This is a genomic window from Lactobacillus sp. B4007, assembly GCF_026535895.1.
Lineage (GTDB): Bacteria > Bacillota > Bacilli > Lactobacillales > Lactobacillaceae > Lactobacillus > Lactobacillus panisapium.
In genome coordinates, this window is sequence record NZ_JAFNPA010000002.1 from 199,297 (window position 1) to 222,943 (window position 23,647).

At 37.5% G+C, this 23,647-nt stretch carries 19 protein-coding genes and 1 other RNA gene; 14 read left to right on the forward strand and 6 right to left on the reverse strand.

Annotated elements, in window-relative coordinates; genetic code table 11:
• Positions 1 to 37 precede the first annotated feature (37 nt).
• The 3 genes from J3U54_RS04175 to ssrA all read left to right on the forward strand — a co-directional run bounded on the left by J3U54_RS04175 (position 38) and on the right by ssrA (position 1,747).
• Complete coding sequence (locus J3U54_RS04175; protein WP_267385206.1) at positions 38 to 508, forward strand: HIT family protein; 471 nt, start codon at positions 38 to 40, stop codon at positions 506 to 508.
• Positions 501 to 1,307, forward strand: a complete 807-nt coding sequence (locus J3U54_RS04180) for a Cof-type HAD-IIB family hydrolase (RefSeq protein WP_267385207.1) — start codon at positions 501 to 503, stop codon at positions 1,305 to 1,307. Before J3U54_RS04175 ends, J3U54_RS04180 begins: the two co-directional genes overlap by 8 nt.
• Positions 1,308 to 1,381: 74 nt before the next feature.
• Positions 1,382 to 1,747, forward strand: a transfer-messenger RNA (tmRNA) gene (ssrA, locus tag J3U54_RS04185).
• Between the two features lie 109 nt (positions 1,748 to 1,856).
• On the opposite strand, the gene J3U54_RS04190 is transcribed toward ssrA, so the two are convergent.
• Positions 1,857 to 2,735, reverse strand: coding sequence for a LysR family transcriptional regulator (locus J3U54_RS04190; protein ID WP_267385208.1), 879 nt, complete (start codon positions 2,733 to 2,735; stop codon positions 1,857 to 1,859).
• A 140-nt stretch (positions 2,736 to 2,875) separates the two neighbouring features.
• Between J3U54_RS04190 and glpK the strand changes: the two genes are divergently transcribed.
• From glpK to J3U54_RS04220, 6 genes are all read left to right on the forward strand, one after another.
• On the forward strand, positions 2,876 to 4,396 hold the full coding sequence (gene glpK, locus J3U54_RS04195; RefSeq protein ID WP_267385209.1) for a glycerol kinase GlpK: 1,521 nt from the start codon (positions 2,876 to 2,878) through the stop codon (positions 4,394 to 4,396).
• Positions 4,397 to 4,414: 18 nt separating this feature from the next.
• Positions 4,415 to 6,157 (forward strand): FAD-dependent oxidoreductase, encoded by a 1,743-nt coding sequence (locus tag J3U54_RS04200; protein ID WP_267385210.1) that lies wholly within the window; start codon positions 4,415 to 4,417, stop codon positions 6,155 to 6,157.
• Between the two features lie 239 nt (positions 6,158 to 6,396).
• On the forward strand, positions 6,397 to 7,365 hold the full coding sequence (manA, locus tag J3U54_RS04205; RefSeq protein ID WP_267385211.1) for a mannose-6-phosphate isomerase, class I: 969 nt from the start codon (positions 6,397 to 6,399) through the stop codon (positions 7,363 to 7,365).
• A gap of 27 nt (positions 7,366 to 7,392) precedes the next feature.
• Positions 7,393 to 7,788, forward strand: a complete 396-nt coding sequence (locus tag J3U54_RS04210; RefSeq protein ID WP_103752187.1) for an SdpI family protein — start codon at positions 7,393 to 7,395, stop codon at positions 7,786 to 7,788.
• Entirely contained in the window at positions 7,785 to 8,522 is a 738-nt protein-coding gene (locus tag J3U54_RS04215) for a response regulator transcription factor (protein WP_103752188.1), read from the forward strand. The genes J3U54_RS04210 and J3U54_RS04215 overlap by 4 nt, the downstream gene beginning before the upstream one ends.
• Before the next feature lie 9 nt (positions 8,523 to 8,531).
• Entirely contained in the window at positions 8,532 to 9,983 is a 1,452-nt protein-coding gene (locus J3U54_RS04220) for a sensor histidine kinase (protein WP_103752189.1), read from the forward strand.
• A gap of 62 nt (positions 9,984 to 10,045) precedes the next feature.
• On the opposite strand, the gene J3U54_RS04225 is transcribed toward J3U54_RS04220, so the two are convergent.
• Both J3U54_RS04225 and J3U54_RS04230 read right to left on the reverse strand, forming a co-directional pair.
• The gene (locus J3U54_RS04225) at positions 10,046 to 10,909 is read right to left on the reverse strand and encodes an SPFH domain-containing protein (RefSeq protein WP_258567364.1); all 864 of its coding nucleotides are present in this window, start codon (positions 10,907 to 10,909) and stop codon (positions 10,046 to 10,048) included.
• 50 nt (positions 10,910 to 10,959) lie between these two features.
• Positions 10,960 to 13,152, reverse strand: a complete 2,193-nt coding sequence (locus J3U54_RS04230) for an LTA synthase family protein (RefSeq protein WP_267385213.1) — start codon at positions 13,150 to 13,152, stop codon at positions 10,960 to 10,962.
• A gap of 140 nt (positions 13,153 to 13,292) precedes the next feature.
• On the opposite strand from J3U54_RS04230, the gene J3U54_RS04235 reads away from it, so the two are divergent.
• The 5 genes from J3U54_RS04235 to J3U54_RS04255 all read left to right on the forward strand — a co-directional run bounded on the left by J3U54_RS04235 (position 13,293) and on the right by J3U54_RS04255 (position 18,339).
• Positions 13,293 to 13,907, forward strand: coding sequence for a VanZ family protein (locus J3U54_RS04235; protein ID WP_103752192.1), 615 nt, complete (start codon positions 13,293 to 13,295; stop codon positions 13,905 to 13,907).
• 91 nt (positions 13,908 to 13,998) lie between these two features.
• A complete protein-coding gene (locus J3U54_RS04240) occupies positions 13,999 to 15,345 on the forward strand; it encodes a glucose-6-phosphate isomerase (protein WP_103752193.1) in 1,347 nt (448 codons plus the stop codon).
• Positions 15,346 to 15,593: 248 nt separating this feature from the next.
• Entirely contained in the window at positions 15,594 to 16,979 is a 1,386-nt protein-coding gene (locus J3U54_RS04245; protein WP_103752194.1) for an MFS transporter, read from the forward strand.
• Positions 16,980 to 17,158: 179 nt separating this feature from the next.
• Positions 17,159 to 17,281: a hypothetical protein gene (locus J3U54_RS04250; protein ID WP_258566335.1), complete on the forward strand. Its 123-nt coding sequence runs from the start codon at positions 17,159 to 17,161 to the stop codon at positions 17,279 to 17,281.
• On the forward strand, positions 17,254 to 18,339 hold the full coding sequence (locus J3U54_RS04255) for a PTS sugar transporter subunit IIC (protein WP_267385214.1): 1,086 nt from the start codon (positions 17,254 to 17,256) through the stop codon (positions 18,337 to 18,339). Before J3U54_RS04250 ends, J3U54_RS04255 begins: the two co-directional genes overlap by 28 nt.
• 108 nt (positions 18,340 to 18,447) lie before the next feature.
• Here the strand turns inward: J3U54_RS04255 and pgmB are convergent, their stop codons facing one another.
• From pgmB to J3U54_RS04270, 3 genes are read right to left on the reverse strand one after another with little or no spacing between them, the layout of a single operon-like run.
• Positions 18,448 to 19,107 carry a beta-phosphoglucomutase gene (pgmB, locus tag J3U54_RS04260; protein WP_103752196.1) on the reverse strand — a complete coding sequence of 220 codons (660 nt, stop codon included), beginning with the start codon at positions 19,105 to 19,107 and terminating at the stop codon, positions 18,448 to 18,450.
• Positions 19,088 to 21,904: an alpha-L-rhamnosidase gene (locus J3U54_RS04265; RefSeq protein ID WP_267385351.1), complete on the reverse strand. Its 2,817-nt coding sequence runs from the start codon at positions 21,902 to 21,904 to the stop codon at positions 19,088 to 19,090. Before J3U54_RS04265 ends, pgmB begins: the two co-directional genes overlap by 20 nt.
• An 18-nt stretch (positions 21,905 to 21,922) precedes the next feature.
• Positions 21,923 to 23,626 (reverse strand): glycoside hydrolase family 3 protein, encoded by a 1,704-nt coding sequence (locus J3U54_RS04270; RefSeq protein WP_220235323.1) that lies wholly within the window; start codon positions 23,624 to 23,626, stop codon positions 21,923 to 21,925.
• Positions 23,627 to 23,647: the final 21 nt, after the last annotated feature.

Genomic DNA, 23,647 nt, shown 5'->3' on the forward strand with positions numbered 1-23,647 from the left:
TTGTTATGATAAATAAATAGGTTAAAGGGGAGAGAATATGAGAGATTGGCGTGATGACAGAATTGATTCTGCAATAAATGGTACTAATCCAATGGTAATGGCGGAACTAACTGGAAGTTTTGTAGCTTTTGGAGATACACAGTTTTTACCAGGTTATTGCGTTATATTACCTAAAAGAAAAGTACCTTCTTTGAATGATTTAGAAATTAATGAAAGAACATCATTTTTGTGTGTGATGAGTTTGGTAGGGGATATCCTATTAAAAGTATGCTCATGTCAAAGGGTTAACTATGATATTTTAGGAAATACTGATAATTTTTTGCATGCACATGTATTCCCACGATACTTAACAGAAAATTCTAAAAGGTTGGCAAAGCCTGTTTGGTTGTATGATTCGAGTTTTTGGACTGATTCAAAATATCAGTATGATGCAAATAAACATGGAAAAATAAGACAGGCTATAACTGAAGAACTAAAGAAAATAACGCAAGGAGAAATAATTGATTAAATTAGTAGCAATTGATGTTGATGATACTTTATTAAATAGTAACGGAAAGTTATTAGAATCAACAATCACCACTATTAAAAAAGCAGTAAACCAACAAGTAAAAGTGGTTTTGTGCTCAGGACGGCCTTTGGCGGGAGTTAAGCACTTTTTAAATGAATTAGATATTGTAACTGATGACCAATATGTGATTACTTTTAATGGTGCTGTGATTGAGTCAGTTACGGGTAAATTATTAAAAAAAGCCGGGTTAGATTTTGCCACTTATCAGAAAATTGATCAATATTCATATGATCACAATGTTTCATACAATATAGTGGATGCTGATAGCAATATTATTACTAGTAACTTGGATGTCAATTGGATTACGGTAGTTCAGGCATGGGAAAATAGTGCTGGAGTCTTGGTCAGAAAACCAGCAGAATTGACTAAAGATCACCAGATTATTAAAGCGGTTTTTGGTGATGAAAAAGAAAAATTAGACCAGATTGAGGATGATGTCATGAAAGAATTTGGGCAAGATAATTATGTAGTCCGAGCACATCCTTATTTTTTAGAAGTTATGCATCAAAATGTTAATAAGGGTGCAGCTTTAGAGTTCTTGGCCGAAAAACTAGGAATTAAGACTAGTGAGATTTTGGCGATTGGTGACGAGCAAAACGATATTCCGATGTTTAATGTTGCCGGAACCGCTGTAGTAATGGGTAATGGATCCGATGCTGCCAAAAAACACGCCGATTATGTTACATCAACCAATGATGATGATGGTATTAAGCAGGCGTTTGACAAATTCGTTTTTTAAAATAGTAAAATTGCTGATAACAGCTGCCAGTAGTAATGCAATCACCTTTATGCTATAATAATGTCGTCTTAAACGGGGATGTTTTGGGATTCGACAGGCGTAGATTCGCATTGACTGCGGTTCGTAGGTCACGTCTACGTAAAAACGTCACAGTTTTATAACTGCAAATAAAGAAAATTCTTACGCATTAGCTGCTTAATTTAAGCGCATGTGTTGCTTGTTACCGAATTACTCACGTTTGGTTTCAAGTATCAACTTAGTGAGTTACGTTTAACTACCTCATCTGAATAGTTAAAAAGAGTCATTACAGGTTAGCTAGTCCATTCTAGCCCTGTTATATGGCGTTTTGGGCTAGTGAAGTTCAAATAATATAACTATAATCGTAGATGTCAGTGACGGGATGCGTTTGGACAGGGGTTCAATTCCCCTCATCTCCATATTAAAAAGCTTGTAACAGCAATTGTTACAAGCTTTTTTATTTTCTTACGGCAAACGCACGGCATAAATAATTTTTTGAATAATTATTAGATTAAGTAGTGATATTATTACTTATTTCGCGGTTATACTTTGACTTAGAATACGGGTAATTGCCGGATCTTTATAGATGGCGACAACATCATATTGAAGAAGGGGTAAATTGGGTAAATACCTTATGTTTTGATCATTAATACCGGGAATTGCCAGTTCTTTAGGGTAAATTGCCATTCCTTGGTTTAATAAGACATTCGAAAGTGCACCATCAAAGCTATTGAGGTAGATAATATCGCTATAGTCAATTTTCATCTTGGCCAAGATTTGGAGAATTTTTGTTTGCACATCATTGTCTTCTGTTGCAGTCCATTTTTGTAAAAAAAGTGGCTGCTTTTTTGTTTCTTCCTTTTTAATTTCTCCGCGTTCATTTAAACAGTTTTGATTGACTAAAATACTAAAGTTGGCTGTTCCAATTTTTTGAGAATGAATATTTTTAATTTTACTAAGAGCTGTTGAGAAGCTCACCAAAATATCATAGTCGCCCTGGTCTAACTTGGTGATACTCTCTGAAAAGTTTTCGGTGTCTAGTTGTAAAGCCAGAGAAGCATGATGTGTTTTTAAAAGCTTGGCTAAGTTAATTGCCCAATAGTTAAACCCCCGTAAATAATGGATACGCAGAGTGTGGTAAGAGTTGTCCAGTTGGCTTACTTGAGCATTGAATTCATAGTAATTATTCAAAATCTGGATGACATAGTGATAGAGCTTTTCGCCAGCAAAAGTTACTTTAAAGTGTGAAGTAGAGCGGTCAATCAGTTTGACATTTAACTCTTTTTCCAGGTTTTTGATGGAATTGCTAATAGCTGTTTGGGAAACAAAATTTCTTTTCGCTGCCGGAGTAAAACCCTGAGTCTCAACGACATCAACAAAATACTTGAATGATAATAAATTATATTTCATTAAAAAGCTTCCTTTGCTTATAACTTCAAGTGATAAGTTATCACCATTATATGTTAGCGCTTACTAAAAAGCGAGGGTAAAATTTAATTGTAACGATCGTTATTTTCCTAAGACAAATACTAAAAAAGGAGTAGTGGACAATGCCTAAGAAATATATTTTGGCAATTGATGAAGGTACAACCAGTACCCGGGCGATCATTTTTGATCATGCAGGGAAAAAAGTGATTGACTCGCGTAAAGAGTTTAACCAATATTTTCCTAAACCTGGTTGGGTAGAACATGATGCAAATGAAATCTGGAACTCAGTTTTATCAACGATTGCTAACTCATTCATCAATTCAGGAATTAAGCCAGACCAAATTGCCGGAATTGGAATCACTAATCAACGTGAGACAACGGTCATCTGGGACAAAAAAACCGGGTTACCTATTTATCATGCAATTGTTTGGCAATCGCGGCAAACTTCTGCAATAGCAGACAAGTTAAAAGCTGGTGGCTATCAGGAAATGATTCATGAAAAAACCGGGCTAATACCAGATGCTTATTTTTCCGCTACTAAGATTCGGTGGATTTTAGATCACGTTGAAAATGCCCAGCAACGTGCTGAAGATGGTGAGCTTTTATTCGGAACAATTGATTCTTGGCTGGTGTGGAAGCTAACAGGGGGCAAGGTTCATGTAACGGATTATACCAATGCCAGCCGGACGATGTTGTTCAATATTACTAAATTGGATTGGGACGACGATATTTTAAAACTGCTTAACATTCCACGTAAATTGCTTCCTGAAATTAGAACTAATTCGGAGGTATATGGTGAAACTGCTGAATATCATTTTTATGGCAGTCAGGTACCAATTGCTGGCATGGCAGGTGATCAACAAGCAGCCCTAATTGGCCAATTGGCGTTTGAGCCAGGAATGGTCAAAAACACTTATGGTACTGGTGCTTTTACCGTCATGAACACGGGTGAAAAGCCCAAATTTTCGGCGAATAATTTATTGACGACAGTTGCATACGGTCTTAATGGCAAAGTAAATTACGCTCTTGAAGGAAGCGTCTATGTTGCTGGTTCCGCAATCCAATGGTTACGCGATCAGCTGGGAATAATTGAGGATGCACCGCAATCTGAAGAAGAGGCCCGGAAGTCGAAAGACCATAATGAAGTATTTGTTGTTCCGGCTTTTACCGGTCTAGGCGCACCATATTGGGATTCAGACGTGCGAGGCGCTGTTTTTGGCTTAACTAGAGGAACAACCAGCGCAGATTTTACTAAAGCTACGCTTCAATCGCTGGGTTACCAAAGCCGTGATGTTATTGATACGATGCATGCAGACACTAAAATTAAAATTCCTAAACTTAAAGTTGATGGTGGGGCCGCCAATAATGATTATCTAATGCAGTTTCAAGCAGATATTCTTGGTATAGAAATTGAACGGGCAGCTAATTTGGAAACCACTGCACTTGGAGCAGCCTTTTTAGCTGGCTTGGCGATTGGCTTCTGGGAAAACCTTGGTGAGATTAAAAAAATTCAGAAAAACGGGCGTATTTTTAAGCCGCAGATGTCAACGGCTGAACGTGAGTCCTTGTATTCCGGATGGAAGTCGGCGGTTAAGGCAGCGCAAAGTTTTTCTTACGTTCCTTTTCAAAAGAAGTCCAACTAAAAAGAAAGGAGCTAGAAAATGACATTCTCGCTTGCAAGTAGAAAAGATGAAATTGAGCGGTTAAAAAATGAACAACTTGATTTGTTAGTCATTGGCGGAGGGATAACGGGAGCGGGAGTAGCGCTCCAAGCTGCCGCAGCAAAAATGAAAACTGGTTTAATTGACATGCAGGATTTTGGTGCAGGTACTTCCTCACGTTCAACTAGGTTAGTCCATGGCGGTATTCGCTACCTAAAAACCTTTGATGTGCAAGTCGTTTCAGATACAGTTAAGGAGCGTGCAATCATCCAGCACATAGCCCCGCATATGACACGTCCTGATCCGATGATGTTACCGATTTATGATGAACCGGATACCACGTTTACAATGTTTTCAGTCAAAGTTGCAATGGACCTTTATGATCATTTGGCTGGAATAGAGGGTGATTCTCCCTTGAAAAAGTATGCAAATTACACCATCGATAAGAAAGAGGCATTAAGACGAGAGCCACAGCTAAATTCGCAAAACTTGCTAGGTGCAGGCATTTATCTGGATTATCAGAATAATGATTCTCGGCTGGTGCTTGAAAATGTTAAAAAAGCTCATGAGCTGGGATGCTTAGCAGTTAGTCATCTAAAGAGCGTAAAAATCCTTCATGACAGAGCAAAGCGTGTTAATGGCGCCCGCGTCCATGATAATTTAACCGGTGAAGAATTTGATATTCACGCCAATGTAGTAATCAATACTTCTGGTCCATGGTCTGACATTGTTCGGCAAGAAGACAAAGCTAGTTACCGGAAACCTCGCTTACGGCCAACAAAGGGCGTTCACTTAGTCGTCGATCAAACACGCTTAAAAGTTCCCCAACCAACTTATTTTGGTTCTGGGACAGCAGATGGCCGGATGATTTTTACCATTCCAAGAGAAGGTAAGACCTATTTTGGGACGACAGATACTGATTTTACTGGTAACCTTGCCGATCCAAAAGTAGAGAAAGGAGATGTTGATTATCTACTAAATATTATTAATAAAAAATATCCGAGCGCTCATTTGAAAATAGCCGATATTGAGGCTAGTTGGGCAGGTGTTCGTCCGCTAATTGAAGTTGACGTCGAAAAAAACCAAAGTGCAGCTGCTGATGCAACTACTGGAGCAAGTGTTTCCGATAGTACTTCTGCACCCTCAGCGGTTTCTCGTGGCAGTTCTTTAACACAAGCAGAAGATGGCTTAATTACCTTGGCTGGTGGAAAACTAACTGATTACCGCATTATGGCAGATGGTGCAATCGCTAAAATTAGGGCCGTTTTAAAAGATCGGTTTAACAGAGATTTTACGCTGCAAGATTCAGCTACTATCAAAGTGACAGGAGGTGATTTTAATTCCGATAATGCCGAAGAGGAGTTGGCAAAAATTGCTGACTACGGAATTGCGGCTGGGTTGACGAAAGACGATGCCACAGAAATCGCACACTTATTTGGTTCTGAAGCCGTTAAAATATATGATCATGCTAAAGAAATTGAACCGGAGGATGGTCTGAGTTTAGGCGAAACAGCGGCCCTTGATTATTCAATGGCAGAAGAGATGACTTTAACTCCTGTAGACTATCTATTACGCAGAACTTATCATATTTTATTTAAAAATGATACTTTAGACCGAGTTAAGTTTGGTGTAATAAATCATATGGCGAAGTTTTATGGCTGGGAGCGAGATAAAAAAGATGAATATGTACATGATTTAAATCAAGAAATTTCGGAATCACGATTAGAATATTTAAAAAAATAAAAGTAAGAATTTGAACTAAAGTAGTAAATTATTTCCCAAAAAAAATCTATCAGAGCATATTCTGATAGGTTTTTTGTCTGTAATCATTTAAAATAAAAGAGACCGGTCTTTTAAGTGGTAATTAAAAAATGAATATTTAATTACCTGTTAGATCTGGTTTTAGATCAAGTTTTCATATTTGAAAAAATGGTTTTAATTTTAGAGAGTAAAAGTTTAAACTTATATATGAGGTGAGACAGATGGAACCAATTTTTTTAACACCATACTTTAGACCCAAAATTTGGGGTGGTCGTAAGTTAAAGACTATTTTTAGTTACGATATTCCTGAGGGCCAGATTGGTGAAGCATGGGTGATATCAGGCTATAAGGATGATGCTTCAACCGTTGAGACAGGTGATTTAAAAAACAAGAGCTTACGGACAGTTTATCATGAACATCCTGAACTTTTTGGTAATCCCAAAAGTAAAGAATTTCCATTATTAGTAAAATTTTTGGATGCTAATGATAATCTTTCGGTACAGGTTCACCCTGACGATGAGTATGCTCGCAAAGTCGAAAATGATAGTGGCAAAACCGAAAGCTGGTATGTCTTACAAGCTGATCCAGGTTCTTACCTAATCTATGGTCATAACGCAAAATCACGCGCTGAATTAGCCGATATGATTAATAAAGGTGAATGGGATAAACTCCTTCGCAAAGTACCCGTTAAAAAAGGCGATTTCTTTTATGTACCTGCTGGAACAATTCATGCCCTAACAAAGGGGATTGTTGTTATTGAGACGCAGCAATCGAGTGATGTAACTTATCGTTTATATGATTATGACCGAGTAGATCAAAAAACTGGTCAAAAACGAGAGTTACACACGCAAAAGTCAATTGATGTTACAACAGTACCGCATGTTGACCCTAAGCTTAATGTTCAGGTTAAAAAAGAACAAGATGCTGTCATTAAAACTTTGGTTTGTCCGCCTGTTTCACCTCACTTTTACCTCTGGCAAATTACTCTAGATGGTAAATGGGAGACTGGCTTAAATGATAAACCTTATTTACTGGTAACAGTTATTGAGGGCTCAGGAAAGCTTGAAGTTAATTCGAAGATTTACGATTTAAATATAGGTACCAATTTGATTATTCCTAATCAGATGAAGAATTTTACATTCACTGGTAAAATGAAAATGGTTATTTCTGCACCAGGAAATGACGACTAATTTTTTCTGTTAAAAAGGGGAGACAGTATGATTTATATAGCTTGTGGGTCGATTATTTTAGTTGTGGGTATCTTATGGTTAATTAACCCACCTAAAAAACCTTGCCCATTTTATGGTTATTATTCATACTTAGCTCAGGTTAATAAAGCCAGTTTTAGATTTGCTCAAAAAAAGGCAAGCCTTTACTTTATTATTTTTGGCGGAATTCAGTTAGTATTAGGAATTGGGATTCATTCTTTAAATTGGGATCGCTATTTTTTGCTTTGGCTACTTACATTTTATCTTTTTCTTTTGTTTCCAATTATGGCGACAGAAAAAAGTTTGAAGCAGTTTTTGCTTGAACGTCATGAATTACCGCGCGATTACACGGATCCTGACAAAATAAAAAGGGTAAAAACTAAAGGATTTAGGGACCGAAAATGAAACCAGAAAAAAATTTGAGAATTTTAATGGTTGAGGATGATAAATCAGTTGCTGAAATGATGGACATGTTTATTAAAAAAGAAGGATGGACCATGGATGTGGCTACTGATGGTGATCAGGCTGTCAAAATGTTTGCCAAAAATCCTGACCAATATGATTTGATCACTTTAGATTTAAATTTGCCTAAAAAAGATGGTATTCAAGTTGCTAAAGAAGTTTGTGCCATCTCACCGACAATTCCAATTATTATGTTAACTGCCAGGAGTAGTGAGGCTGAACAGATCTTAGGACTGGGAGTTGGGGCAGATGATTATGTCTCAAAGCCATTTAGTCCGCTTGCCCTGATTGCTCGCATTAAAGCGTTGCAACGCAGGATTATGATTGAAGATAATCAAAGCAAGGTTATTTCGGAAAAACGTGATGAGACTTTTGATGTTGAAACCCAACATATGAAAATCTCGAAAAAAAGACGAGAAGTATTATTTGATAATAAAGAAGTCGACTACATTACTCCAAAAGAGTTTAATTTACTGTATACAATGGCCCAAAAACCAAAACAAGTATTTTCACGTGGACAATTACTTGAATCTGTTTGGGGCTATGATTATTTTGGCGAAGAGAGAACCGTTGACGCCCACATTAAAAAACTAAGACAAAAGTTAGAAAAGGTTGGCGCTAATGTCATTCAAACCGTGTGGGGCGTCGGCTATAAATTTGATGATTCGCAGGTTTAAAGTTACGATATGAAATTAATTTATCAGCACATGCTCAGCTTTTTGCTGATTATTCTGACCACAGTAGCGATTATTGGGTATTCTGAAATTTTATATGTTACCAATCAATCTTATTCTCAAAATTACCAACGAATGGAAGATTATGCGTCTGCTCTGGGGTCACTTGCAACTACTGATAAGAAAAATGGCACTTATTTGCTCAATTCCGAATTTTTGCATCAACTAGAGTTTATTTTGCATGGAGATGATCTCCATATTCGCGTTTTTGATTCAAAAAGTAAGCAAATATACCCTAAGACTTCTGAAGATTTACATTTAGCTTCAGATGTTTTAGGAATCCTGAAACAAGGACAAGAAATTCGCATTAAAAATAACAATGATTCGCATACTTACTTAGGTCATACTAAAGATTCATGTACTGGCGTATTGGTTCCTTGGATTAGTGATCATCAGTTTATTGGTGCTGTTTGGATTGGTGCACGTGTCAAAAATGTTGAGAAGCCCATTACGATGGCGAAACAAAACTTGGTCAATGCCTTAATCATTGCACTAATGGTCGGACTAGGGCTAAGTTTCGCTTTAGCATATTACACCACGAATAAAATTAAGCGCTTAACACGTGCTACGCAAAAAGTGGCTGCTGGCAATTTTGAAGTTCAATTAGAATACACTGGTCATGATGAAATTGATCAACTAGCTGCTAATTTTAATCAAATGGTCCGAACATTGAAACAATCAGATAACGAGATTAAAAAGCAGGAAAAAAGACGTGATCAATTTTTGGCTGATGCGGCTCACGAAATGCGCACGCCACTGACAACAATTAATGGTATTCTAGAAGGATTACAGTATAATGCTATTCCTGAGGAGTCAAAACCGAAGTCAATTGAATTAATGCAGCGTGAAACCAAGCGCTTGATCAGATTAGTTAACGAAAATCTTGATTTTGAAAAAATCAGAAATAATCAGATTCTTTTGACTAAGACGGAATTTAATGCAACGCAGATCTTAAATGATGTGTCCATTCAACTTTCGCATAATGCCGAAAAAGTAAATGATAGAATCAAGGTTAGCGCTCCAAGTGACTTACCAATCTATGCCGATCAAGATCGTTTTACCCAAATAATCGTTAATCTCGTTCAGAATGCTATTCAATTTACTAAGAAGGGTAAAATCATGATTTGCGGTAAAAGAGTAGATCATGGAACAGAAATTAGTGTTAGCGATAACGGGATTGGAATGAGTGATGAGCAGATGAAATATATTTTTGAAAGATTTTTCAAGGCAGATCCTTCTCGTGTTCGTGACGGGTCGGGAGAATCAGGTCTTGGCTTGTCCATTGTTTCTTCACTCATTAAACAGCATGGTGGTAAGATTACGGTTAAGTCTCGCCCAAATCAAGGAGCAATATTTACGATTACGATTTTTGATAAGGGTTACGAGCAATACATTACTGACTAACGAAAAAAGACGCTTTTGATTAAGGTGTCTTTTTTGTTTACTAATTTCTCGTTTATAGTAGATTATTCGTTTTCAGTCGATTTATTCCAAACTTTAGCAGTTGCTGGAATTGAACCCAAATTGGTCATATCGTCTTTATCAACTACAATCATGTTGTTAGGACCTGTGGCCAGCTTATTGAAACTATCCAAACTCTGATTTTTAAAGTAGCCATCACTGGCTGCAGCTAAGCTACTTTGCAATTTACTAATTCTGTATGCCTCAGCATCGGCTTCGGTTTTAACGGCCTCAGCTTTCGCTTTTGCCGTTGCAATTAAAGCATCGTTTTTAGCTTTTGTAGTCAATTCAATGTTTTTAGCTTCACCTTCAGCTTTTTCAATAGCAGCAATTTTTTCACGATCGGCGGTCAATTGCTTATCCATGGCTTTCTGAATTTCAGCACTTGGTAGCAACTCATCGATATTGACCCGTACAACCCGGATGCCATAAATATCGGTTAAATCACCGATAGCCTCAGATAATTGGGTATTAATTTTACTGGTTGATCCAAGGGCTTCATTTAAGTCCATTCGACCAATGATGTCACGCAGGTGCCCTCTAATTAGTTCTACCATTGATTTAACTGAATCAGTATTATTGTAAAAGTATTTATAAGAATCAGTTACCAAATAGTTTAAGGTTAAGCTGGTGGTAATCTCAGCATTATCTTTGGTAATGATAGAATATTTTGAAATTTCTGCCGGAAACATCGCTAAAGAAACGCGCCGCATTTTCTGAATAATTGGAATGATAACAACTAGACCGGCTTTAACGGTTCTAGAATACTTGCCCAGAGTCTCAATAAGTCCTTCGTTATTTTGCGGTACAACGCGAAAAGATGATAAAACGAGTAGAATAACCAGGATAGCAATTATTGCTTTAAACATAATTAAGGTAACCTCCATTCAAATTGAAATTTTTCTGATATCCTTAATTTTTAATTATAAAACTTTCTGCTTTTTTTACTAGGCTTATTTTTCTTTTCAACTAAGTGATTACCCGAAACCGAATCTGGAATATCCGTAATTTCTTCATGCCGGCCAGACAATTCGGCGGCATCTGTTTTGTACAAACTAGTAGTGGATTTATGGTGTTTAGTTATTAGGGCGGTTGAATGTCCTTTTAACTTTTCTCTTATTTCTTCCATTTGCTGAAAATTAGTTAAATAATCGAATTGTCCCGGATCGACCGGCTTGAAGCCAGTTGGGGTGTAAAAGCGCAAAAGATTATGATTGTTTAATAGGTCAGAATACTTAAGCGATAATTTACCTTTTTTGGCTAAAGCAGCAATCTCAATTTTTTCTTGTTGGGTAAAATTGATAATTTGCTTGCCAGATTGACGGTCGTAAACAACACCTTTTTGCCCCTTGCCACCAATGATGACGTATTTTTGACTAACGATAGTGCCATTGCGGAAGACAATCCAAGGCTTATATTTGGGTGATAATAAGTCATTTCCAAATTGAACATAATGGCGATTAGAAATACCTAATAAATGAAGTAAAGTTGGTAAAACATCAATTTCGCCGGCTACTTCGTGTTTAATTCCTCCCTTTATTTTAGGTGAATAAATCATAAAGGGAACTCGCTGCATTTGGACATTGTTATAGCTGTTCCAAGTATCTGAACTTTCTCCAACAATCGGAGCCAAGGTTTCATTTTCCGAATTGCTTAAACCATAATGATCACCATATATGACAACCATCGTATTTTTACTTAAGCCAGAACGATCTAAGTAGTTAAAAAATTCGCGGACAGCTTGATCGAGATAATGGGCAGTTTCAAAGTAATTATTAATTGATTTATCCGTCGTGTCAGCAGTTTTGAAAGATGGATCTAAGTCTTCTTCGTCCATATCAAAGGGAGTGTGATTAGTTACGGTAATAAACTTGGTATAAAATGGCTGCTGCATTCTTTCCAAGTACTTAACACTTTCTGCAAACATAATTTTGTCTTTAATACCATAACCGATTCGATCACTGCGGTCATAACTGAAGTAATTTTGGTCAAAAAAGTAGTTATAGCCCATATTTTTGTAAACATCGTCACGATTCCAAAATGAGCCCACATTACCATGAAATACGGCAGAGGTGTAATTGCCGTGTTCACGTAAGATTTGTGGTGCGGCTTGAAAGGTATTAGAACTACCGAGGGCAGTAAATAATGAGCCATCAGAAATACCGAAGGTACTGGTTTCAAGCATATTTTCCGCATCACTTGTCCGACCAATGCCAACCTGATGGTAGAAATTAGCGAAGCTAAGTGAATGCCGGTTATGATAGATTGAATTGAGAAATGGCGTGACTTCCTTGCCGTTAACCTTTAAATCAATTAAAAATTGCTGGAAGCTCTCTAAATGGATTACAATCACATTCTTGCCTTTGGTTACACCATAATATTGGGGGTTAACCGGTAATTTGCTTTTTTTGGTATAAGCCAAAATTTTATTTAAATCGGCAGTGTTTGCGTTGCGGTTAACTTGCTCAGTTTGCTCGTTTTTTACGCCATCATAGATCGTAAACGTATTAATACCAAGATATTTGACAATGTATGACCGATCAAAAGTTGTCCCTAACAAGCGTGGCCGAGAAGATTCAGCCATGAACACGTTTAGTGACAAAACCACTGCACCAAAAGAAGTGATGGCAAACGGTGTTAGCAGGCCATAAGATTTTTGATCAATTTTAATTTTGCGTGCAATTAATAAGCCGATAATTACTATTAGATCAAGCCAAAGAAATAGATCGGAAAACTGTAAGAGGGCGACAGCACTTTTACCAAGTCCGGGTGCAACTTTACCGGCATTAGCGATTGTTTTTACCGTAATAAAGTCGGAAAATTGCCGATAATTAAGAATATTGGCAAAAAGCAAGCCGGTATCGGCAAAATCCATCAATAGCATTACACAATACGAAACTATTGGTTTAGGAAAATAAAATCCAATGCCGATTAACAAGATTGTCGTGCCAATCGGGCTCAACCACATAATAATATGTTGGTAAGGATCAGAAATGCCCAGGTTAAAATCGTGATATGCTGCGAAAATGTATTTCAGTGTGAATAACACCACTAAAAGGCAGAAAAAGCCTGTTCTTGTCTGAATGAACTTAATCAGATTCTTTTTTTTCAAAGTGAACTCTCCTTATTTAATTATTTTAAGATTTTCAGCAGTTTTAGACAATCTTTTCTACATTGTTAGTCCTTTTTTAAGAATTAACTGGTCAAGATTGAGTATAATTTAAATGAATACTATTATGGGACTGAACAAAAATGATATTTTTAGGACCGCTATATAACCTAATTGCTCAAATGTATGCAACACAAATTAACCATTTTGCCTTGATCAAGTTAATTGTGCTAGCGTTTGATAAAACTATTTTTTACTTTTTAGTTTTTATGGTGCTGCGTTTGTTGTGGCTAATGGCGATAAGACGACGTCGAACAATCAAATCCGAAGCCTCTGTGTGGTTGTTTGCATTTTATCTAATCTTAGTGTTAATGCTAACAACCTTTCGGGGAACATATTTTCCGTGGCAGCTTTCTTTTAACTTTCACCGGCCGTTAAGCGACATTAACTTGGTATTTATGAAAGAAACTTGGAAAATGTTTTATGCGCAAAGCCGCTTAGATTTTGTCTATAATTCTTTTGGTAATATTGTTTGTTTTCTGCCTTTTGGCTTTTTGGCACCATTTGTTTTTTCAAAAAAGCAAACATTTATTAGGGTATTACTAAGCGGAATGATGTTTTCGATATTTATAGAGGCAATGCAATTTTTACTAGCAACTGGCGTGAGTGATATTGACGATGTCTTTTTTAATAGTTGTGGTACAGCCTTGGGGTACCTGCTTTACTGGCTGGTGCAAAGAGTTCGGCAAAAGTTATAAAACTATTCAAAAAGCTCTGGTATTTATAAAATAAGATTGCTAAAATGGTTTTGTGAAATAGATATTTAATTCAATAAGGGGAGCGTATTGTATGAATTTAATTAAATTCGATAGCACTAAATTAACACCGTTTGTTCATGAAAACGAATTAGGCGAAATGCAGGCCATGGTTGACGCTGCGGCTAAGGAATTAAAAGACGGAACCGGTGCAGGTAGCGATTTCCTCGGCTGGGTTGATTTACCAGTTAATTATGATAAAGATGAATTCGACCGAATTAAAAAAGCTGCTAAGAAGATTCAAGACGATTCTGAGGTATTAATCTGTATTGGAATTGGTGGATCTTACCTTGGCGCACAAGCAGCAGTTGAATTCTTAAATGGTGCATTTTACGGAAAGGGCAAAGAAAAGTATCCTACAATTGTCTTTTGTGGTAACTCACTTTCTGGCTCATATCTTCATGATTTGATTGAATGGCTTGGTGACAAGGACTTTAGTGTCAATGTTATTTCTAAGTCAGGAACAACGACTGAACCAGCTGTTGCTTTCCGCATTTTCAAAGATAAGTTAATTCAAAAATACGGCAAAGAAGAAGCACAAAAACGCATTTTCGCTACAACTGACCGAGCAAAGGGTGCTTTGAAGACTGAAGCAGATGCTGAAGGATACGAAGAATTTGTTGTTCCTGATGATATCGGTGGTCGTTTTAGTGTCCTTTCAGCCGTGGGTTTATTGCCAATTGCTGTTTCTGGTGCTGACATTGATCAATTGATGAAGGGTGCAGCCGATGCTCGCAGTGATTACCAAGATACTGATGTTACTAAGGCTACGCCATATCAATACGCTGCTTTGCGCAATATTTTATACCGTAAAGGTTACACGACAGAAATTGTTGAAAACTATGAACCAACATTAAGAATGTTTAGTGAATGGTGCAAACAATTGATGGGTGAATCTGAAGGTAAGGACAACAAGGGAATTTGGCCAGCAAGTGCTAACTTCACTACTGATCTGCACTCACTTGGACAATATATCCAAGAAGGACTTCGAAACTTATTTGAAACTGTTATTAGAGTCGAGAATCCTGCAAATGATGTTGAAATTCCAACAGATGACCGTAATTTAGATCAATTGAACTTCTTAGCAGGTAAGAGCCTCAATTTTGTTAATGACCGCGCATATGAAGGTGTAGTTTTGGCTCACACTGATGGTGGTGTCCCAGTGATGACTGTTAACATTCCAGATCAAACTGAGCATACCTTAGGCTACTTGATTTACTTCTTTGAATTAGCAATTTCAATCTCCGGCTATTTGAATGGTATTAATCCATTTAACCAACCTGGTGTTGAAGAGTACAAGCGCAACATGTTTGGTCTTTTAAACAAACCTGGTTATGAAGACTTACACGATGATCTTTCAGCTCGCTTTGAAAAAGAATAAGACTATTTATTTAAAAGCTAATTGCGTTTTTTACGAAAAAGCAATAAAATAGTTTAAGTGTATTTACTAACATTATCTTTAATAGCATTGTTTTATCAATCATATTGAGAAATTAGGTAAATTGGAAAAACAAAATTAGTATAGTTCATCCTGTACATGTTAAATTATTGATATTTAGTCAATTATGGAAAGGGTAAAAGTTAATCGCTTTTTACTCTTTTTTTATTATTAAAGATAAGGAGTTTATTATGAAAGAGAAAACAGAAACGCCCAAACACGTTTTGGCAATCATTAGCTGTGCTTTAATGGCCTTTGTCTCAATTTTGACGGAAACTAGTTTAAATGTTACCTTTCCGACGTTAATGAAACAATTTCATATCGGTTTAGGGCTAGTGCAGTGGACAACTACAGGCTATTTGCTAATGATTGCTGTGATTATGGTTTCGAGTTCTTATTTGAATGACCGTTTTTCGGCTAGGCAGTTATTTTTAACTGCTGCCATAGCTTTTATTGGCGGCTCGCTTGTTGCCGGGTTTGCCCAAAATTTCTGGGTTTTACTAGCTGGTCGATTGATTTCATCAGTCGGGGCAGGTTTATCTATTCCATTAATGTTTAATCTGGTTGTTGAATTGATGCCACAAGAAAAGTGGGGCTTTTATATGGGCTTAACGGGTTTGGTCGTCATTTTGGCACCATCACTCGGCCCAACTTTTGGTGGAACAGTTGTATATTACTTTGGCTGGCCATTAATTTTTCATATTGTTTCCGGTATCGCTTTGTTGGTGTTATTACTTGGATTTTTTACGGTTGAACAGTATCATGAAAAAAAGCACCCAAGTTTTGACTGGCTAAGTTACGGTGTTATTGCGGCAGCAATGGTCATCTTTAATATTGGCTTTAACCGCATTAGCAATGGTTTAACTGATCTTGGGTTTTGGCTTAGTATGATTGTGGTCGCAATTCTGGTGTTCATTTTTATTAAATTATCTAAAACGAGCGATAAGAAGCTCATTAATTTAGCTATTTTCAAGAATAAACCATTCATCTTTGCGATGATCTCATACTTGTTATTACAGTTTATTAATATTGGTACAAGTTTTGTTTTACCTAACTACGTTCAGATCGTTAATCATGCTAGTTCTTTGGTCGGCGGCTTGGTCTTATTACCTGGCTGTATTTTAAGTGGTATCTTGAATCCTTGGTTTGGCCACATTTATGATGAAAAAGGCCCAAAGATTCCATTTTTGACGGGAACATTGTTCTGTTTCAGTGCTAGCTTATTATTTACCATTTTTGGCCTAAAAATTTCTACGCTTTTAGTCGGTGTTTTTTACGGCATTATGATTATTGGTCGGCAAATGGCCTTTAACAATACAATGGCGGAGGCTTCGAAACTGCAGCCAGATGAACTGCATACTGATGCAACCGCGGTATTTCAAACAGGGCAACAATATGCTGGTTCAATGGGCACGACAGTGATGGCAACAATTATTTCAGCTTGGCAAAAAAAGCCGGGTAATTATGCCGTGTTAACTGCTCAAGGTAGTCAGGTAGCTTTTTTGGTCATGACTGTTATTAGTGTAATTATTTTTCTTAGCTATTTAAATTTATTTAGATTAGAAGCACAAAAGTAGAATAAATTCCTATTTTTTAATTATTAAAGTCTTACCGTAAGGTAAGGCTTTTTTGCTTTGTTTTCTACCATATTTGAACTATTAAAAGAGTAATATTAATAAATTATTAATTAATTTATTTACTTTTTCATTTTTAATGTTAAAATATTTAACTATATTTATTTTTAGGAGGAAGAATCATGCAAGAAGTCATTACTAACCAAGATTTGTTGAAAGTCATTTTGAAAGGTAGGGTACATGTAAAGGCAAGAGTAAAAAGTAAAGGAGTATTCTCATGGCAGATGCAACTAACAGCAAATTAACCGTTAAAACCTTTTTTAACAATATTCTAGCAGGAACTGCTACTGGCATTATTGTCGGCTTAATTCCGAACGCCGTAGTGAGTGCCATTTTAAAATTATTTGGTCAAAATCAAATTACAGCAGGAATAGGTCAGGCACTTTTGATTTTTCAATGTGCCACCCCTTTATTAATTGGCGCCCTCATTGCTATTCAATTCAAGATGGCGCCTTTAGATGTAGCGATAGTTGCGGCAGCAGCTTATGTCGGTTCGGGTGTAACAAAATTTGTTCCTCAGATTGTCAATCCAGCAACCAAAGCTCCAGGTGTATTTATTTCCGCAGGAACAGGGGATTTAATTAATACGATGATTACAGCAGGATTGGCTACCAGTCTGATCTTACTCGTTGGCAACCTTTTTGGTTCGGTTAAAATCGTTGCAGCCCCAATTTTAATCGGTGGGGGTGCTGGCTGGATTGGCCTGTTGATATTACCGTATGTAAGTAAAATTACGACCTGGTTAGGGACTGTTATTAATTCCTTTACTAATTTACAACCAATTTTTATGTGTATCTTAATTGCTTGCATGTTTGCAATTTTAATTATTTCTCCTATTTCAACTGTAGCAATTGGAATGGCTATCCAATTAAATGGTCTTTCAGCTGGGGCTGCAGCGATGGGTGTGGCCGCAACAACAATCGTCTTAGTCGTTCACTCATGGCGGACAAATAAATCTGGTATTACCTTGGCAGTGGCTCTGGGGGCTATGAAAATGATGATGCCTAATTTATTTAGACATCCGATTATTTTGCTGCCAACCCTAATAACCGCAATTGTTTCGGCTATTCCGGTAGCCTTATTCCATGTTAGCGGAACGCCGGCATCAGCTGGTTTTGGGTTAGTCGGATTAGTTGGTCCGCTTGCTTCAATCGATGCAGGCAAGGCTAGCATTAGCGTCATTCTAGCTTTAGTAGTTTGGATTATTATTCCGGCTGTGGTAGCAATTATTTGCCGCTTTGTTTTTGAAAAAATCTTTCATGTATATGATGAAAAAATTGTTTTCGCATACTTAGGTGAATAAGGCTATTGTCGAAGTTTATATCAAAATAAAAGGATCCAGCCTCAAGTTAAAGAGGTTGAATCCTTTTTTGTTTGTTTAAGTTTTTTCAATTTCAAAGGGTCGATTAAGCTACTTAAATTCTTCCCAAGCAGATTCTATTTGGTCATAGTTTAGGGCTGAGGTATCTGGAAATAGTAGTTTTGCTTCACTCAACTCATTTTTAGCACCAACGCCAACTGAAAGTGCACCGGCTTTATTAATTGCTTTAATACCGGCAATTGAATCTTCAATTCCAACACAGTCTTTAGGATCGACATTGATTGCAGATGCTGCTGCTAGGAAAATATCCGGAGCAGGTTTACCCGCTGCCACTTTGCTTGGATCAGCAATTGCATCAAAAACAGAATTTAATTGTAGTTTCTCTAAGATATAAGGGCCATTAAGGCTGGCTGAAGCTAGTGATAATTTAACATCATGTTGTTTAAATTGGGAGATTAAGTCAGATATTCCTGGAAGAATATTTTGTGGTGTTAAACTGGCAAGTAATTCACGAAAGACTTTATTCTTTTCGTCTGTCATTTCTTGAAAATCTGCATCACTAACTTTGATATCGAGATAGTTTAAGATTGCTGTTAAGGAGTCTTTACGACTAACTCCTTTAGTTTGCTTTTCTAATTCGTCAGGCAAATCGCGGTTAAAATGATCTTTAATTAACTTGCGCCATGCCTGAAAGTGGTAAACGGAGGTATCGGCAATTACGCCGTCAAGATCAAACAGTACGCCTTTCATTTAAGAACTTCCTTTCACTTGCTAATGGTGTTTGTACCATGATTTCTTTGATTTTTGCAAAATCATCATCTGAAATATTAATAAATGGGAGCATTACGTTCATCTCGGTTAAAGAACTACCACCAAAAGTTTCCAGATTCTTAGGATCTTTCAAAAAGCCAAATACGTCATTGATTGGTTCTAATTTTTCAACTAATTCCTGGTCAGCCATAATTTGCTTGGCAGGCATTGCTAAATTGTAATATTCAATGTAACTAGTTACTGGTTGGTAGCTAATAGTGTATTTTCCGCCGGTAAGGGTCAATGGTAGGCTTTCACTCACGCCATTGACTTGCACTTGTCCGTTAGTCCGAGGCAATTTAACCGTTACAGTTTGTCCAAATGGAATAGTTAAGTTAATTTCAATCGTGTGTTTTTCGTCTTTTTCAAGTTGATATTCAATTTGCAGGTCACCATATGAGCTTTCATAATGGCCCTGAACATGTTTAAGACGATAATCAAATTGTGGTGCAAACTCAACTTTTTGGTAGCCGTTTTCTTGATGATGAAGACCGAGAACTTGTTGATAAACCCACTGCATGATTGCTCCGATGGAGTAATGATTTAATGAATTCATTCCTTCAGGGTTCATTGAACCGTCAGGTAAAACTGAGTTCCAACGTTCCCAAATGGTAGTAGCTCCAAGGTTAACGGCATAAAGCCAACTTGGAAAATCTTCGTTTAAGAAAATTTGGGTAGCTAATTTATGCTCACCGTTTTCTGACAATACTTGACAAATTAATGGGGTACCCACGAAACCAGTCTTTAGATGATTATTATCCTTACCAAGGCGTGTCACTAAATCACTTACGACACGCTTTTTCTGTTCTTCAGGAATTAAGTCAAAGCGCAGTGCTAATGCATAAGCGGTTTGGGTGTCAATTGCTAGACGCCCGTTGTTCGTGATATATTCAGCTCTAATAGCCTGCTTGATAGCTTTAGCCTGTTCAGCGTATTTTGCTGCATCTTCTTGATGACCTAAAACTTTAGCAGCGGCAGAAACGATTGAACTTGAATAGTAGTAGTAAACGGAGGCAATGAAGTCTTCATCTGTTTTACCAGTAGGCATTGCCGGATTTTCACCATCAAGTGATAACCAATCACCAAACTGGAAACATCCTGTCCAAAGATTTGGCGTTGAAGTCGATTGACTAATCCAGTCAACCCAAGCCTTCATACTGGAATAGTTTTGCCTTAAAATTGCTGGATCACCGTATGCTTCATAAACTGTCCACGGAATGACGGTCGCAGCATCACCCCAAATAGCGGCTCCACCACTGTCATTACCCATTGCTGGGGCATACATAGTGAGCATGCCATCGTGATTGTTTTGCTCAATTTGCATGTCACGGGCATACTTCTTAAAGAATGCGTATGCATCCATGTTTAAGACAGCAGTACTTGAAAAAATGTCTGCGTCACCAGACCATCCAAGACGTTCATCACGCTGCGGACAATCTGTTGGTACATCAAAGAAGTTGCTCTTTTGACTCCACATTACGTTAGCTAACAAGCGATTAACCTTGGCATTATCTGTCTTAATAGCCCCGGTAGTTTTCATGTCTGAATAGATCACTGCTGACCTAAAATCTTCCTTAGTTAGTGGTTTAGTATTGCCAGTAACTTTGACATAGCGGTAGCCGTAATAAGTGAAGTGGGGACGAACCCATTTTTGTTCACCATTTGAAGTATAGTGGAATGCTGCCCGAGCCTCTCTCAAATTGTCACGGTAAAAATTACCATTTTGCAGAATTTCGCCAACCTGTAATTTAAGTGTAGTGCCGCTATTTTCCCGGTTAAAGAATTCTGGCCATCCAGCATGATTTTGACCAAAATCTAAGACCGTTTCACCAGCAGGTGTCGTAATTATTTCTTTAACTGGAAGGTATTCATTAACTTTAAGCGGTAAGCTCAGACGATCATGTAGAATTTCTTTAGAATGATCGAGTATGGTTACCGGCTCCCAGTCAGCTATTACATGAGTATCATCATAATCCTCACCATAATAGATAGCCGACTTAGTGATTTTACCGGAAGTAGTTTTCCAGGAAGCATCACTTAAAATTGTTTCTGTTGAATTATCATCGTATTGAACATGTAATTTAGCAATAGCCATTTGGCGATCGCCGTAGATATTGTCTTGGCCGCCATCAAAACCAAAATTGCCTTTATACCAACCATCACCAAGTGAAATTAATAATTCTTGGTCAGAGGATTTTTGAAGAAGTCTGGTTACGTCATAAGTCTGCACTTGAACCAATTGGTCATAGGCGGTTACACCGGGGGCCAATATTTCATTGCCAACTTTTTCCTTATTCAGGTAGGCTTCATAAACTCCTAGACCGGTCATGTAAAGACGAGCACTTTTTACCGGCTTTGTTAACGCAAAGTTCTTTAAAAGCAAAGTATTTTGAAGATCTTTATTAGAATTGCCAATCCAACTTGCAGTGAATGGCTCAGCCATTTTACCCGTTTCAAAGAAACTATTTTTACTGCTTTCATCGTTAGCATTTTTTACCGAAACGGTTAATTCATAGCGCGTTCTAGGCTGCAAGTTAATCGCAAAATCAAAAAAGTTATTCTTGTAATCTTGCCAGTCTGAATCGTAAATTTCTTGATCAGCTTTAACTACGACTCTTTTCTTTGTGTTCTGCATAGCGACAGAACTAGTAAGATTAAAGTCAACCCGTAAATGATTATCTAAATCATAACCAAGTGGTTCGGTTAAATGATTAATTGTAATCTGATTAATTTCAATCATGATTTTACTCTCTTTCTATAGACGGGTATCGAAGCGACCGCAGAAAGGATCTACTGGGTTTTTACCGAGAAATTCTTCTTGTCCCATCATTTTCTTTAATAAAGCATCAATAGTAACATCGTTGCCAGTATATGCATTGACGTAAGTTGAAACCATTGGGATATCAAAGAGGTGGTAAGGGTTGCAAGTGGAAACAAAGACAGTTGGGATGTCCTTCATGAACCACGGTGCATCTGCGGCCATTAAATGAATCCAATCTAATCTAGTGGTCGTTTGGTTACTTGCAGTTTCAACGTTGGCAACGTAAAAGGCAAGGTCAAAGCGATCTTTTTCAAATTGGACACCACCTTCAAAAACTTCTTGGAAGTCTAAGTGCTTTCGATCAAAGACAGAAACCTGGAATCCTTTTTCCTCAAGTTTTTCTTTAAACTTGGCAGTTACTTTACCACCTTCTTTAAAGCCACCATCATCCGTATCACCTAAAACGACAAGACGAACTCGTGGATATTTCTTCGGTGTTATTGGCAGTAATTGATCACGATCCTTAACAAGTGTTACTGATTCTTCAGCAACCTTAGCAGCAAGCTTTTCGTGTTCTGCTAGCTTTAAGTCGAAATTACTTGATGAAGGTTCACAAAGTTCACCTGCGGTATTCATTACGCCTTGTGCTACCTTAGTTGCGATAATTCTCGTAACAGCTTCATCAACGCGTGACATTGGAATAGTTCCGTTAGCTACGGCATCAGTAATAAATTGATAATCTTCGTCAATATCTTTATTAAAGAGAATCATGTCAATACCGGCATTGATTGTTGCAGGTAAGGCTTCTGAGCGCTTCATGATTGCGTTATAACCAATCATTGGCGTTGCGTCAGTAATGGTTAGGCCATTGAAGTTCAAAACTTTCCGAAGTAAGCCGTTAATTAAAAGCTTAGAAGTTGAAGCCGGTCGTAAATCTTTATCTTCAATTCCTGGCTCAAGTCGGCGTTCCCAAGCAGGCTGCATAATATGAGCAATCATGATACTTGGTAAACCATTATCAATTAAGTGATGATAAATTTCTCCGTAGGATTTCATCCATTCATCAGCCGAAAGCGAATTAATCGAACTTAATAAGTGCTGGTCACGTTCATCGACACCATCACCAGGGAAGTGCTTGGCAACAGGAATAACGTGGTTAGCATTTAATCCGGCAATTTGAGCATCAGACATTCTAATTACTCGTTCCTTATCACTCCCATAAGTCCGGACATTCATAATTGGATTACGGAAGTTTTGGTCCAAGTCGACGATTGGTGCAAATGACATGTTGCCACCAACTTGTTTTGCTTCGTAACCGGAGACATCTCCTAAGTTATAAGCGTTTTGATCATCATCAGTTGCAGCAATCTGTAATGGGCGGCCAAACCATGTACCGCCGTTAACAAGTCCATTACCACCAGCTTCAAGGTTAGCTGCGATTAAAAGTGGAATGTCACTTGCTTTTTGTGAAGTTGCAATTTCGTGTTGTAGTTTTTTGGCATCATCGGGACGGTACATAATTCCGCCTGGTTGATATTTTTCGACAAATGCTTTCAAGTCCGTGTTTTCTTCGTCTTCACCGATAACAAAGAAAAGTTGACCGATTTTGGCATCGGTTGACATGCTTGCTACTTTTTGCTTGACAAAGTCAATTTGCGCAGCAGACAAGTTATAAGGTTTTTTAGATAGGTCTGTCATATTTTTCCTCCGTGTGCTATA

What these genes read in the sequence shown, in the direction of transcription:
- J3U54_RS04200 (WP_267385210.1), top strand. Translation starts at nt 4,415, where the DNA reads ATGACATTCTCGCTTGCAAGTAGAAAAGATGAAATTGAGCGGTTAAAA.
- J3U54_RS04270 (WP_220235323.1), bottom strand. Translation starts at nt 23,626, where the DNA reads ATGACAGACCTATCTAAAAAACCTTATAACTTGTCTGCTGCGCAAATT.
- J3U54_RS04175 (WP_267385206.1), top strand. Translation starts at nt 38, where the DNA reads ATGAGAGATTGGCGTGATGACAGAATTGATTCTGCAATAAATGGTACT.
- J3U54_RS04210 (WP_103752187.1), top strand. Translation starts at nt 7,393, where the DNA reads ATGATTTATATAGCTTGTGGGTCGATTATTTTAGTTGTGGGTATCTTA.
- J3U54_RS04220 (WP_103752189.1), top strand. Translation starts at nt 8,532, where the DNA reads ATGAAATTAATTTATCAGCACATGCTCAGCTTTTTGCTGATTATTCTG.
- glpK (WP_267385209.1), top strand. Translation starts at nt 2,876, where the DNA reads ATGCCTAAGAAATATATTTTGGCAATTGATGAAGGTACAACCAGTACC.
- J3U54_RS04215 (WP_103752188.1), top strand. Translation starts at nt 7,785, where the DNA reads ATGAAACCAGAAAAAAATTTGAGAATTTTAATGGTTGAGGATGATAAA.
- J3U54_RS04240 (WP_103752193.1), top strand. Translation starts at nt 13,999, where the DNA reads ATGAATTTAATTAAATTCGATAGCACTAAATTAACACCGTTTGTTCAT.
- J3U54_RS04190 (WP_267385208.1), bottom strand. Translation starts at nt 2,735, where the DNA reads ATGAAATATAATTTATTATCATTCAAGTATTTTGTTGATGTCGTTGAG.
- J3U54_RS04235 (WP_103752192.1), top strand. Translation starts at nt 13,293, where the DNA reads ATGATATTTTTAGGACCGCTATATAACCTAATTGCTCAAATGTATGCA.
- J3U54_RS04225 (WP_258567364.1), bottom strand. Translation starts at nt 10,909, where the DNA reads ATGTTTAAAGCAATAATTGCTATCCTGGTTATTCTACTCGTTTTATCA.
- J3U54_RS04245 (WP_103752194.1), top strand. Translation starts at nt 15,594, where the DNA reads ATGAAAGAGAAAACAGAAACGCCCAAACACGTTTTGGCAATCATTAGC.
- J3U54_RS04250 (WP_258566335.1), top strand. Translation starts at nt 17,159, where the DNA reads ATGCAAGAAGTCATTACTAACCAAGATTTGTTGAAAGTCATTTTGAAA.
- pgmB (WP_103752196.1), bottom strand. Translation starts at nt 19,107, where the DNA reads ATGAAAGGCGTACTGTTTGATCTTGACGGCGTAATTGCCGATACCTCC.
- manA (WP_267385211.1), top strand. Translation starts at nt 6,397, where the DNA reads ATGGAACCAATTTTTTTAACACCATACTTTAGACCCAAAATTTGGGGT.
- J3U54_RS04255 (WP_267385214.1), top strand. Translation starts at nt 17,254, where the DNA reads ATGGCAGATGCAACTAACAGCAAATTAACCGTTAAAACCTTTTTTAAC.